At 66.8% G+C, this 12,855-nt stretch carries 11 protein-coding genes; 4 read left to right on the forward strand and 7 right to left on the reverse strand.

All coding sequences use genetic code 11. From position 1 onward, the window contains the following. Nucleotides 1–9 precede the first annotated feature (9 nt). The 4 genes from FOB72_RS04820 to FOB72_RS04835 all read left to right on the forward strand — a co-directional run bounded on the left by FOB72_RS04820 (nucleotide 10) and on the right by FOB72_RS04835 (nucleotide 5,354). Nucleotides 10–3,132, forward strand: a complete 3,123-nt coding sequence (locus tag FOB72_RS04820) for an efflux RND transporter permease subunit (protein WP_150371479.1) — start codon at nucleotides 10–12, stop codon at nucleotides 3,130–3,132. Between the two features lie 56 nt (nucleotides 3,133–3,188). Further along, a complete protein-coding gene (locus tag FOB72_RS04825) occupies nucleotides 3,189–4,124 on the forward strand; it encodes a LysR family transcriptional regulator (protein WP_150371480.1) in 936 nt (311 codons plus the stop codon). A gap of 86 nt (nucleotides 4,125–4,210) precedes the next feature. Beyond that, nucleotides 4,211–4,642: a CidA/LrgA family protein gene (locus FOB72_RS04830; RefSeq protein ID WP_150371481.1), complete on the forward strand. Its 432-nt coding sequence runs from the start codon at nucleotides 4,211–4,213 to the stop codon at nucleotides 4,640–4,642. Between the two features lies 1 nt (nucleotide 4,643). Beyond that, nucleotides 4,644–5,354, forward strand: a complete 711-nt coding sequence (locus FOB72_RS04835; protein WP_150371482.1) for an LrgB family protein — start codon at nucleotides 4,644–4,646, stop codon at nucleotides 5,352–5,354. 7 nt (nucleotides 5,355–5,361) lie between these two features. Here the strand turns inward: FOB72_RS04835 and FOB72_RS04840 are convergent, their stop codons facing one another. From FOB72_RS04840 to FOB72_RS04870, 7 genes are all read right to left on the reverse strand, one after another. Beyond that, entirely contained in the window at nucleotides 5,362–5,772 is a 411-nt protein-coding gene (locus FOB72_RS04840; protein ID WP_150371483.1) for a DUF3830 family protein, read from the reverse strand. Nucleotides 5,773–5,827: 55 nt separating this feature from the next. Then, a complete protein-coding gene (locus FOB72_RS04845) occupies nucleotides 5,828–7,018 on the reverse strand; it encodes an amidase (protein ID WP_150371484.1) in 1,191 nt (396 codons plus the stop codon). Nucleotides 7,019–7,047: 29 nt separating this feature from the next. Further along, on the reverse strand, nucleotides 7,048–8,073 hold the full coding sequence (locus tag FOB72_RS04850; RefSeq protein ID WP_150371485.1) for an ABC transporter ATP-binding protein: 1,026 nt from the start codon (nucleotides 8,071–8,073) through the stop codon (nucleotides 7,048–7,050). Between the two features lie 15 nt (nucleotides 8,074–8,088). Further along, entirely contained in the window at nucleotides 8,089–9,171 is a 1,083-nt protein-coding gene (locus FOB72_RS04855) for an ABC transporter ATP-binding protein (RefSeq protein WP_150371486.1), read from the reverse strand. 2 nt (nucleotides 9,172–9,173) lie between these two features. Then, nucleotides 9,174–10,061 carry an ABC transporter permease gene (locus FOB72_RS04860; protein WP_150371487.1) on the reverse strand — a complete coding sequence of 296 codons (888 nt, stop codon included), beginning with the start codon at nucleotides 10,059–10,061 and terminating at the stop codon, nucleotides 9,174–9,176. A gap of 31 nt (nucleotides 10,062–10,092) precedes the next feature. After that, nucleotides 10,093–11,043: an ABC transporter permease gene (locus FOB72_RS04865; RefSeq protein ID WP_150371488.1), complete on the reverse strand. Its 951-nt coding sequence runs from the start codon at nucleotides 11,041–11,043 to the stop codon at nucleotides 10,093–10,095. Between the two features lie 71 nt (nucleotides 11,044–11,114). Next, complete coding sequence (locus tag FOB72_RS04870) at nucleotides 11,115–12,809, reverse strand: ABC transporter substrate-binding protein (RefSeq protein WP_411859811.1); 1,695 nt, start codon at nucleotides 12,807–12,809, stop codon at nucleotides 11,115–11,117. Nucleotides 12,810–12,855 lie beyond the last annotated feature (46 nt).

Here is a 12,855-nt window from a genome sequence, read left to right on the forward strand (position 1 = left end):
GGGCCGCGCATGGATCATTCGCGCTTCAATCTGTCGCGGTGGGCACTCGAGCACCAGCCGCTCACGCGTTATCTGCTCGTGGTGCTGCTGATCGGCGGGCTGCTCGCGTTCTTCCAGCTGGGTCAGGACGAAGACCCGCCGTTCACGTTCCGCGTGATGGTCGTGCAGGCGTTCTGGCCCGGTGCCACGGCCGAGCAGATGGCCGTGCAGGTGACCGACAAGATCGAGCGGCAGCTGCAGGAGGTCCCTTACGCGGACAAGATCCGCAGCTTCTCCAAGCCCGGCGAGACCACGGTGATCTTCCAGCTCGCCGACGATTCGCCGGCGAAGGACACCGCGCAGATCTGGTACACGGTGCGGAAGAAGATCGGCGATATCGTGCAGACGCTGCCGCAGGGCGTGCGCGGGCCGTACTTCAACGACGAGTTCGGCGATGTCTATGGCTCCATCTACGCGCTGTCGGCGGACGGGTTCACCTACAAGGAGCTGCGCGAATACGCGGACCTCGTGCGGCAGGCGCTGCTGCGCGTGCCGGCCGTGGCCAAGGTCACGCTGCTGGGCCTGCAGGACGAGAAGGTCTATATCGAATTCAACCAGGCGCGCTTCGCGCAGCTGGGGCTCGATATCAACGCCATCGCCAACCAGATCACCGAGCAGAACAATCCCACCGGCAGCGGCGTGCTGGTGACGCCCACCGACAATCTGCAGGTGCGGCTCACGGGCCAGTTCGCCGATGTCAGGGACCTCGAGGACCTCGTGCTGCGCGGGCCCAACGGCATCGCCAATATCCGCCTTGGCGATATCGCGCACGTCTATCGCGGCTATATCGATCCGCCCGCGTCGCGTATGCGCTTCAACGGCAAGGACGTGATCGGGCTCGGCATCTCGATGGAGAAGGGCGGCGACATCATCGCGCTCGGCAAGGCGTTACGGCACGTGGTGGACGGCCTGCGCGGGCAGTTGCCCGTCGGCGTCGAGATGGATCAGGTCCAGGACCAGCCGCAGGCCGTCAAGCGTTCGGTCGGCGAGTTCGTGCACGTGCTGATCGAGGCCGTGGTGATCGTGCTCGGCGTCAGCTTCGTCTCGCTGGGTCTGCATACGAAGCCGCTGCGGCTCGACGTGCGGCCCGGCCTCGTGGTCGCGCTCACGATTCCGCTGGTGCTCGCGGTGACGTTCCTGTTCATGGATATCTTCGGCATCGGGTTGCACAAGATCTCGCTGGGGGCGCTGATCGTCGCGCTCGGGCTGCTGGTGGACGACGCGATCATCGCGGTCGAGATGATGGTGCGCAAGCTGGAAGAGGGCTTCTCCAAGATGGAGGCGGCGACGTTTGCCTATACCTCGACGGCCATGCCGATGCTGACGGGCACGCTGATTACCGCCGCGGGCTTTCTGCCCGTGGGGCTCGCGCGTTCGACGGTCGGCGAATACACGTTCGCGATCTTTGCCGTGACCGGGCTCGCGCTGGTGCTGTCCTGGTTTGCCGCCGTTTACTTCACGCCGTACCTCGGCTATCTGCTGCTGAAGACGCGGACCGACAAGGGGCAACAGGGCGCCGGCCATCACGAGGTGTTCGATACGCCGTTCTACGCGCGTTTTCGCCGGCTCGTCGATTGGTGCGTGACGTGGCGCAAGACCGTGATCGCCATCACGCTCGTGGCGTTTGCGTTGGGGATCTTTGCGTTCAAGTTCGTGGAGAAGCAGTTCTTCCCGGACTCCAGCCGGCCCGAGCTGATGGTCGAGTTGTGGATGCCCGAGGGCACGAGCTTCGCGAACATGGAGGCCGAGGCGAAGCGCTTCGAGCGCGCGATGCAGCGGGACCGCGACGTGCAGAGCCTGACCACGTTCGTGGGCACGGGGGCGCCGCGTTTCTATCTGCCGCTCGATCAGATCTTTCCGCAGAGCAACGTCGCGCAGGTCATCGTGATGCCGAAGAGCAGCGAGGTGCGCGACGCGCTGCGGCAGCGCGTGGTGAACGTGCTGGCCACGCAGTTTCCGCAGATGCGCGGGCGCGTGAAGCTGCTGCCGAACGGGCCGCCGGTCGCGTATCCGGTGCAGTTCCGGGTGATCGGCCCCGATGCGGCCACCGTGCGCAAGCTGGCGGACCGGGTCAAGGCCGTGATGAACGACAACCCCAACACGGTTGGCGTGAACGACAACTGGAACGAGAACGTGAAGATGCTGCGTCTCGAGATCGACCAGGACAAGGCGCGGGCGCTCGGCGTCACCACGAATGCGATTGCGCGGGTGACGCAGACCGTGCTGACGGGCGTGGCCGTGGGGCAGTATCGCGATGCGGACAAGCTCATCGACATCATCATGCGGGCGCCGGTCAACGAGCGCGATGCGATGTCCGACCTGACCAACGCGCTCGTGCCGACCAATACGGGGCGCGTGGTGCCGCTGACGCAGATTGCGCGCGTGACGCTCAAGTCCGAGCCGGGGGTGATCTGGCGCGAGAACCGCGACTTCGGGATTACCGTGCAGGCGGACGTGGTGGAAGGCATTCAGGGGCCGACCGTGACCGCGCAGATCAATCCGAAGCTCGATGCGTTGCGGGCCAGTCTGCCGCCCGGCTATCTGATCACCATCGCCGGGGCGGAGGAAGAGAGCGGCAAGGCGGGCGCGTCGATTGCCGCGCAGCTGCCGCTCTGCATCTTCCTGATCTTTACGCTGCTGATGCTGCAGCTGCACAGCTTCTCGCGCGCCGTCATGGTGTTTCTGACCGGGCCGCTGGGGTTGATCGGCGCGGCGGCGACGCTGCTGCTGCTGCATGCGCCCATGGGGTTTGTCGCGCAGCTCGGGATTACGGCGCTGCTGGGCATGATCATCCGGAATTCGGTGATTCTGGTCGATCAGATCGAGCAGGACATCGCGGCGGGCGCCGCGCCGTGGGATGCGATCGTGGAGTCGGCGGTGCGGCGGTTCCGGCCGATCATCCTGACGGCCGCCGCCGCGGTGCTGGCGATGATTCCGCTGTCGCGGTCGCTCTTCTGGGGGCCGATGGCCGCGGCGATCATGGGGGGGCTGATCATTGCCACGGTGCTGACGCTGCTGTTCCTGCCGGCGTTGTATGCGGCATGGTTCCGGGTGCGGCGGCCCGAGGCGCATGGCGGCGTGATGGCCGGTTGATGGCCGGTTGAGCGGATCGCGACGGTATGATTCGGCGTTGACTGGAGAATCCACGCATGCCGAGCCGGCCGCCGAAAGAGAACTGGGACGACTTCCGCTATTTCCTCGCCGTGGCCCGCACCGGGACGCTCAGTGCCGCGGCCGAGCAGCTGGGGACCGAGCACACCACGGTGGCGCGCCATGTCCAGTCGCTCGAGCGCGCGTTGAACAGCCGGCTGTTCCACAAGAGCAACGTCGGCTACGAACTCACCGAAGCCGGCAACCGGCTGATGGAAGCCGCGCAGGGTATCGAGAGCGCGCTCGTGGCCACGCGGGCCGTGGCCGAGGGGGGCCATGAGATCGGAGGCACCGTGCGCATCGGCGCGCCCGACGGGTTCGGAACCTATTTCCTGGCGCCGCGCATCCACAAGCTGCTCGAGAAAAACCCGCGGCTCGAGATCGAACTGATTGCGGCGCCCCGGCTATTCAGCCTGGCCAAACGCGAGGCCGATATCGCGATCGGGCTCTCCAGCGCCGAGCATCTGCGCGTGGCCTCGCGCCGCCTGACCGAGTACAGCATGCTCGTCTACGGTGCCCGCAGCTACCTGAAGTCAGCGCCGCCGATCCGCGACCAGCGGGATCTCGCGGGACATCCGTTTATCGGATACATGGAAGACCTGCTGTTCACGCCGGAGCTCAATTTCCTGGGGGTCACGGAGGTACCGCTGCATCCGCGGCTGCGGTCGTCGAACCTGGTGACGCAGGTGCAGGCCACGCTGGCCGGCCGCAGCCTCTGCATTCTGCCGGCCTACGTCGCCGCAAACTTCTCCGAGCTCGTGCCCGTGCTGGCCGACGAGGTGCGGGTGCAGGCCACATTCCACATGCATGTGCACGTCGATCACCAGCGCGCCGCGCACGTACGCGAGGTAGCGCGGTTTATCGCCGACGAGGTCGATGCCCATCGCGCCACGTTCCTGGGTCCGGCCGCGACAAGAAAGCCGGCAAACAAATAGGCGAGGCCGGTCATTGTGCAAATTTGCACAATGATTGCGGAAACGTCGTCTTGGCGGCGCATGGGCCGCGACCAATAATCAACCCCATGAAAACCCTGATACCCCTCGCGCTGACGCGGCGGCTGGCGCCGCCCGCATCGATGCGCGTCGCCCTGCAGATCTCGATGATGGTCGCGATCTGGTTTGCCGCGTCCGAGCTCACGCGCGTGACGGGCCTGGGCATGTCGCCCGGGGTAGTGGGTCTGCTGGCCGTGCTCGCGCTGCTGCTGTCCGGCCGCGGCAACGTGGTCTGGTTCCGCGATGGCGCCAACTGGCTGCTCGGCGAACTCGTGCTGTTCTTTATCCCCTGCGTGGTGGCCGTCATGCAATACGGCCAGCTGTTCCGCACGCAGGGCGTGCAGATCGTGATCGCGGTGGTCGTGGGCACGGTGCTCGTGATGGCCGCCACCGCGCTGGCCGTCCACGTCGGCTGCCGCCTCGAACGGTGGATTGCCGCGCGCCGGGGGCAGGAGTCCTGAGATGAGTCCCGATTCGCATGCCTACGCCGCGGCGTTCTGCATCGTATGGACGTGCGCGCTGTACTTCGCGCTCAAGCCGTTCTATCAGCGCCGCCCGCGCATCTGGCTGTCGCCCGCGATCCTGGTGCCCGCGCTGACCATCGGCCTGCTGCTGACCACCGATATTCCTTATGGCGACTATGTGGCCGATACGCATTGGCTCGTCTGGATGCTGGGCCCCGCGACGATTGCGTTTGCCGTGCCGATCTACGAGCAGCGCGCGATCGTGCGCCGCCACTGGCTCGCGCTGAGCCTCGGCGTGGTCGTGGGCATGCTGGTGGCGGTGGTCAGCGCGCGATGGCTCGCGGGCATGTTTCACTTCGATCCGACGGTGTCGAGCAGCCTGATGGCGCGCTCGATCTCCACGCCGTTCGCGATGGCCGTGGTCGAGCAGACCGGCGGCTCGGCCGAACTCGTGTCGCTGTTCACGGTGATCACGGGGCTCGTCGGCATGATCGCCGGCGACGTCGTGCTGGGGTTGATGCACCTGTCGCCGGTGGCGAACGGCGCATCGCTGGGTGCCTCCGCGCACGGCTTTGGCACCGTGCGCGCGCGGCAGCGCGGATCGGAGGAGGGCGTGGTCGCCAGCCTGACGATGGTGCTGGCGGGCGTGTTGATGGTGCTAGTCGGCCCGCAGCTTACTCACGCCGTCCTGACGGTGTTTCCGTATTGATTCCGTACTAAGCCAGTTCGAACACCACGTCCTGCGCGCCTTCCCAGAGGACCTTGGTCCCGAGCGCGCGCAGATTCTCGCGGCCTTCGACGATCGTGAGGAAGTGGTTGCCGGCCAGCTGGCCCATCTTGCTCGCGAAACAGCAGCTGCCGTACGCGAGAATGATCTCGGTCTCGCTGTAGCCACCGGGATAGAACAGGATGTCGCCGACCGACGGATGGCTCGTGTGGTTCTCGAAGCCGACGCCGAGCTTGAATTCGCCGAGTGGAATCCAGCAGCCTTCGCCGCTCCAGCGCACGTGAATCAGCTTCTGACGATACGGCAGCAGCTTCATGAACGCGGCCACGGTTTCGGGCGCGTCCGGGTTGGTTTCGGCGATAAAGGTGTGGCCAGCGGCCGTGATGCGGATTGTCGTCATGAGTCAGAGTATGGGTGCTCCCTTCCCCCGATGGGAGAAGGGAAAACCTTAGGTTTCAGGCCCAGCTTGCCAGCAGCGTCTCCGCCACGGCGATAAGGCTGCGATCGCTGCCCTTCGGGCCGATCAGCGAAATGCCATAGGGCGCGCCTTCGCGGCCCGACAGCGGCAGGCTCAGCTGCGGGAAGCCGGAGAGCGGCGTCAGGCACAGCATATGCGCGGCGGCCATGCGGTAGTCCTCGAACAGTTCCATCGGGGACGTGCGCAGCGGCGCGATATCGGGCATCGTCGGCAGCACGAGCACGCCGTCGCTGCCGAGCAGGCGGCCGAAATGCGCGGTGAACTCGGCACGGATCTGGCTCGATGTCTCGAACTGCTCGGCGCTGACCTGCTTGCTGAACGCGAAGCGTCCGGCGATGTCCGGGCCGAGCTCCAGCCCGTACTGCTCGATCAGCTCGCCCTGCGCCTGCCACGCTTCCCAGCCCTGCACATAGCGGAAGGCCCAGTACAGGTCCGACAGCGGACGGTCCGCGACGGTCACGGCCGTGCCCGCGCCGAGGATTGCCTCGATGCGCGAGACCGTGGGCGCGAGCGCGGCGCGCGCTTCGTCGGTCGGCAGCGGCATGAGGTCGCTGGCAATCAGCACGCGCGGCCTGGCCGGCAGCGGGGTGGCATCGGCGCCCAGCAGCACGTCCGCCACGCGCGCGAACGTGCCGATATCGCGCGTGAAGAAGCCGCACGTATCGAGCGTTTCGCACAGCGGTTGCGTCAGGGCCAGCGAAATACGGCCATGCGTCGGGCGAATGCCGAACAGCCCGCAGTGGCTGGCCGGGGCGCGGACGGACCCGCCCGTATCGGTGCCGAGCGCGAAGTCGCAGAGGCTGTTCGATACGGCCGATGCGGAGCCCGACGAGGAGCCGCCCGTGATGCGATCGGGCGCGCCGCCGTTGTACGGGCTGCCGTAGTGGAAGTTCTTGCCGTTCATCGAGAACGCCATCTCGTCCGTATGGCTCTTGCCGATAAACTTCGCGCCCGCATCCAGCAATTTCTGCACGGTGGGGGCCGTCGTGGTCTTGATGCCCGAGCGCGCGAGCACATGCGGATTGCCACCGCCGGTCGGATAGCCCGCCACGTCGAACAGATCCTTGGCCGCGAAGGTCAGGCCCGCAAGGGGGCCCTCCGGCGCGTTGGGGACGGCGACGTCGGGGTAGGGCATGAACGCACGGGCGGGATGGGTGGCAAAGGTCATGACGAGTCGATCCTCTTTGTGGTGGGAGTTCAGGCGGCGGCCGTCGCCGCGGTGGCGGGTTCCGACACCAGTACGCAACTGACGCGATGGCCGTTGCCGAGCGATACCGCGCGGGGCACTTCCTTCAGGCATTCGGGCCGGGCATGCGCGCAGCGCGGCGCGAACGTGCAGCCCGGCGGCAGCGCGGAGAGGTCGGGCGGCGCGCCGCCGATCGTCTCCAGCCGTTCGCCGCGCGCCATGCCGTGCTGCCGGCTCTTCAGCAGCGCATTCGTATAGGGATGGCGCGCCTCGCGCATCAGCGTGCGGATGGGACCCTCCTCGACGATGCGGCCACCGTACATCACGGCCACGCGGTCCGCGATCTCGACGGCCGCGCCGATATCGTGCGTCACGAAGACGATCGACAGGCCCAGCTCGCGCTGGAGTTCGCGCATGAGAATCAGCACCTGGATCTGCACGGTCGCGTCGAGCGCTGTGGTCGGTTCGTCGGCCAGCAGGATCTTCGGCTGGGCCGACAACGCCAGCGCGATCATCGCGCGCTGCCGCATGCCGCCCGACATCTCGTGCGGGTAGGCCGCCAGCCGCCGCTCGGGGCTCGGGATGCGTACCGACTCGAGCGCCTTCAGCGCGCGCGCGCGGGCTTCGGCCTTGGTGACCCTGGCATGCGTGCGAATGCATTCGACGATCTGCTGGCCCACGGTATAGACCGGGTCCAGCGCCAGCAGCGGTTCCTGAAACACCATGGCGACCTTGCCGCCCCGCAGGCGCGACAGCGTGCGCTTGTCCATGGCCAGCACGTCCTCGCCGTCCACGCGGATCTCGCCTTCCATGCGCGTGCGGCGCGGCGGATGCAGGCGCATGAGCGCGCGCAGCGTGACGCTCTTGCCGGAGCCGGATTCGCCGATCAGCGCCAGCGATTCGCCGGCATGGACCTCGAGCGAGACGCCGTTGACGGCCTGGATGGTCTTGCCGCCGCCATGGAAGGTCACGCGCAGGTCGCGGACCGACACCACCGGCTGGCTGGGGGTCGTGGCGGGAGATTGGGTTTCGGTCATCGTCTGTCCTCCCATTCAGGGCGTAGCCGCATGCAGGCCCGGCGTCATGCGCCGGAGCGGCAGCGAATGGCCGCCATCGGGCATGGCCATCAGGCACGACACGGGGTGTCCGGCCAGCGCGTCGGTCAGCACGGGCGCGCGGCGTTCGCACACCGGCTCCGCGCGCGCGCAGCGCGGATGAAAGCTGCAGCCCGAAGGCGGGTTGATCGGGTTCGGCGGATCGCCGGCGAGCGGCGCGGCGAGCGTGCGGTGATCGGGGTCCATCGACGGCATCGATGCGAGCAGCGCGCGGGTGTAGGGGTGGGCCGGATTGGCATAGATCGATTCGGTATCGCCGACTTCGACCACCTTGCCGAGGTACATGACCATCACGCGGTCGCACAGGTAGCGAATGACGTTCAGGTCGTGGCTGATGAACACGTACGTCAGGTCGAACTCGGCCTTGAGGTCGAGCAGCAGGTTCAGCACCTGCGCTTCCACGGACTTGTCGAGCGCGGACACGGCTTCGTCGAGAATGACGAGCCGCGGACGCAGCGCCAGTGCGCGCGCGATATTCACGCGCTGGCGCTGGCCGCCGGACAGCTCGTGCGGATAGCGGCCCGCAAACCGTGCCGGCGCCAGTCCCACACGTTCGAGCAGATAGCGCGCGCGCTCGGTCGCCTCCCGCGCGCTCACGCCATGCACGCGCGGCGTAAAGGCGATGGATTCCTCGATGGTCAGGCGCGGGTTCAGCGACGAGTAGCTGTCCTGGAACACCATCTGCACCTGGCTTCGGAACGCCTTCATCGGCAGCTGCGGCGAACCCACGCCCTGCGCGTCGAAGATCAGTTCGCCGCTGTCCTGCGCGGTCAGCTGCATCAGCAGGCGCGCGGTCGTCGACTTGCCGCAGCCGGATTCGCCGACGACGCCGAGCGTTTCGCCCTTGAGGACGTCGAAGCTCACGCCATCGACGGCACGGACCTCGCCGGCATGGCGAAAGGGGATGGCCGACTTGAGCGGGAAATGCTTGACGAGGTCGCGGGCAATGACCAATGGCTGTGCCGGGCCGCCGACGTCGCGCGCGGCAGGCAGAGCGGTCGCTTCCAGAGTGTCGTTCATGTTCAGTCCTTGATTTCCATGGCCGAGCGAATGCCATCGGCCAGCAGGTTGAAGGAGATCGACGTGAGGAAGATCATCGCGCCAGGCAGCGCGGCGACCCACGGCTGCGTATAGATCGCGGTGCGCAGCGTATTGAGCATCAGGCCCCATTCGGGCTCGGGCGGCTTGACGCCGAGGCCGAGGAACGACAGGCCCGAGGCCAGGATCATCGACACCGAGATCAGGCTCGTGGCGTAGACGAAGATCGGGCCGAGCACGTTGTTGAGCACATGCGCGCGCACGATGGTCAGCGCGGAGGCGCCCGACGCGCGCGCCGCATCGACGAATTCGCGCGCCCGCACCTGCGTGGTCACGCTTTCCGCCACGCGCACGATCTGCGGCACGAACACGATGGTCAGCGAGAGCAGGGCATTGCCGACGCCGGCGCCCAGCGTGCCCGACAGCGCGATGGCCAGCAGGACCGACGGAAACGCGTAGAGGATGTCGGTGAGCCGCATGATCACGGTATTGGTCAGGCCGCCCGCGAATCCGGCGACGATGCCGAGCGCGCTGCCGATGACGAACGCGAGCAGCACGGGCGTGATGCCCATGAACAGCGAGAGCCGCGCGCCGAGCATGAGGCGCGAGAGCATGTCGCGGCCCAGTTCGTCGGTGCCGAGCGGATAGTGCTCGGTGCCGATGGGTTTGAGGCGCTTGAGGATCGACGAGGCATACGGGTCGGCCGGCATCAGCTGCGGCGCGAACAGCGCCATCAGGATCAGCGCGATCAGGATGAACGCGGCCACCATCGCGAGCTTGTTGCGCAGCAGGCGGCGGCCGACGGTCGCCCAGTATCCGGGGGAGCGCTGCACGGCGAGCGGCGCCGTGCGTTTGTCGAGGGTCAGGTCCATGAGGCTCTCCGCGAATCGGAAAAATGGAAAATCAGTTGCGCTCGATGCGGGGATCGAACATCGTCTGCAGCGCGTCCACGATCAGGTTCAGCAGCACGAAGAACACGGCCAGCACGAGGATGGTCCCCTGCAGCAGCGGGAAGTCGCGCTGGAAGATCGCCGAATTCAGCAGGAAACCCGTGCCCGGCCACGAGAACACGGTCTCGATCAAGATCGAGCCGCCGAGCAGGTAGCCTAGCTGCAGGCCCATGACCGACAGCGCGGTGGGCGCGACGTTCTTGACCACGTGGCGGAACACGGCGAGGTCCGACAGGCCGCGCGCGCGCAGGCCGACGATGAACTCGTTGGAGAGAATTTCCGCCACCAGCGCACGGATCGTGCGCGCGACGATGCCCATCGGGATCACCGACATCGTGATGGCGGGCAGCAGCATGTACTGGAAGTGCTCCCAGTCCCACGCCCAGTCGCCCGAGCCGCCGGGCCCCGCGCCGGTCGCGGGCAGCCAGCCCAGCAGCACCGAGAATGCGATGACGAGCACCATGCCGAGCCAGTAATGCGGGATGCTGACGCCGAGCACGGACAGGAACGAGGCCACGCGGTCCGAAACGGAGTCGCGCATATAGCCCGCGACGAAGCCGAACAGGCAGCCGAACGTGAAGCCGATGAGCGTGGCCACCGAGGCCAGGCGGATCGAGTTGATCACCGCTGTCGACACTTCGCTCATCACGGGCCGGTTCGTCGCGATGGACGTGCCGAGGTCGCCGTGCAGTGCACGCAGCAGCCAATGGAAAAACTGTTCGAGGAAGGGCTTGTCGAAGCCGTACAGCGCGGTCAGCTGGCGGCGGAGCTCTTCCGAGGCATCGGGAGGCAGCACCGACACGAGCGGGTCACCGGGCGCGATATGGACCAGCGAGAAGCACAGCAGTGCCACGCCGAGCAGGATCGGCAGCGCGTAGAGGAGGCGGCGGAGCAGATAGATCATCGTGGGGCCATATCGTTATGTTCTGGTGCGGCCCCTCTCCGCGAAGAGAGGGGCCAGGGGGTGAGGCAGGGTCAATCCATCGACATCGTGGCGATATCGATGAACCAGCTCTGCGGCTGCACCACGCCCTTGACCTTCTTCGAGATCGCGCGCGGGCCGACGTCGTGCGCGATCAGCACGAACGGCGACTCCTCGACGATGCGCGCATGCAGCTTGGCCAGCGCGGCGTCGCGGCCCTTCTCGTCGAACGAGGTGCGGGCGTTCTCGATCAGCTTGTCGAACTCGGCGTTACCGAAGTAACCCCAGTTGTTCGAGACCGGCGGCTGGGTCTTGGTGCTCACGAAGCGGACCATCGCGAAGAACGGGTCCATGGCCGCGAAGCTCACGTTGATCGCGTTGGCGCCATGCGCGCTCGGATCCTTCGCGCCGATACGCCAGTTCGTGAACAGCGTGTTCCATTCCACGACGTCGAAGTCCACGTCGAAGAAGCACTCCTTCAGGTTCTGCTGCACGTACTCGTTCATCGGCAGCGGCTGCATCTGGCCCGAGCCCGATGCCGACACCTGTACCTTGACCTTCACCGGCTTGGCGGCCGAGTAGCCGGCTTCCGTCATCAGCTTGCGCGCGGCGTTCGGGTCGTACTTGATGTCGAACTTGGGGTTGCCCCACCACGGGTTGCCCGGCTCGACGATGCCCTTGGCTTCGGCCATGTAGCCGCCCAGCAGCGTCTTGAGGCCCGCGCGGTTCACGCAGAGGTTCGCGGCTTCACGCACGCGCTTGTCGAGCCACGGCGAGTTCGGCGCGAACGACAGCTGCCACGGCCACATATGGGGCTGGGCGTTGGCGTACACCTCGAAGCCGCGGCTCTTGATCTGCGCGATGGCATCGGGGGCCGGTGCCTCGATCCAGTCCACCTGGCCCGACAGCAGCGCGGCGGTACGCGCGTTGGCTTCCGGCATCGGCACCATCACGACCTTGTCGATCTTGGGCACGCGCTTCGGGTCCCAGTAGCTGGCGTTCTTCGCGAGCTCCAGGCGTTCGCGCGGGACGAAGCGCGTCATCTTGAACGGGCCCGTGCCCGAGGCGTCCGCCGCGAAGGCGACCCATGCCTGCTTGCTGCGCTCGGCGGCGTCGGTCACCGAGGCCGGCACGGCGGCCAGCTTCTTCTCCCACTGCGTGGGCGACGCCATGAACAGGTTCGACAGGTTGTACGGCAGGAACGAGTCCGGCTCCGACGTCACGAGTTCGACGGTCATGTCGTCGATCTTCTTCGCGCTGCGCAGCGTGGGCATGCGCGAGGCCGTCACGCCGACCTGGCTAGGGTCGAACTGCTTGGCGGTCTTGTCGAGGACCTTGTTGACGTTCCACACCACGGCGTCGGCATTGAACGCGGAGCCGTCGTGGAACTTCACGCCGGGACGCAGCTTGAACGTCCACTTGGTCTTGTCCTTGTCATCGACCTTCCACTCGGTGGCCAGGCCCGGAATCAGCAGGCTCGGACCGTTGCTCTTGGAGAGGTCCCATGCGGTCAGCGCGTCGTACATCGGGATGCCGGTGAACCGGTTTCCCTCGAAGCCCTGATCGGGCTGGCCGAGCGTGCGCGGGATATCGGCGGCGGTCATGCCGATGCGCAGGGTCTTCTCAGCGGCCGCGGCCACGCCGGGCAGTGCGAGCGCGCAGAAGGCAAGCGCGGCGGCCGTCGTGGCGACGATCGTGCGGATACCGGAGGGGAAACCTTTCGCGTGGGAGGACGGATGGTGGTTCACAGGCAGAGCTCCTGAGGGTGGGGAAGGGCGTGCCTTGGAGCTAGCA

It is taken from the genome of Cupriavidus pauculus, from assembly GCF_008693385.1.
Classification (GTDB): Bacteria; Pseudomonadota; Gammaproteobacteria; order Burkholderiales; family Burkholderiaceae; genus Cupriavidus; species Cupriavidus pauculus_D.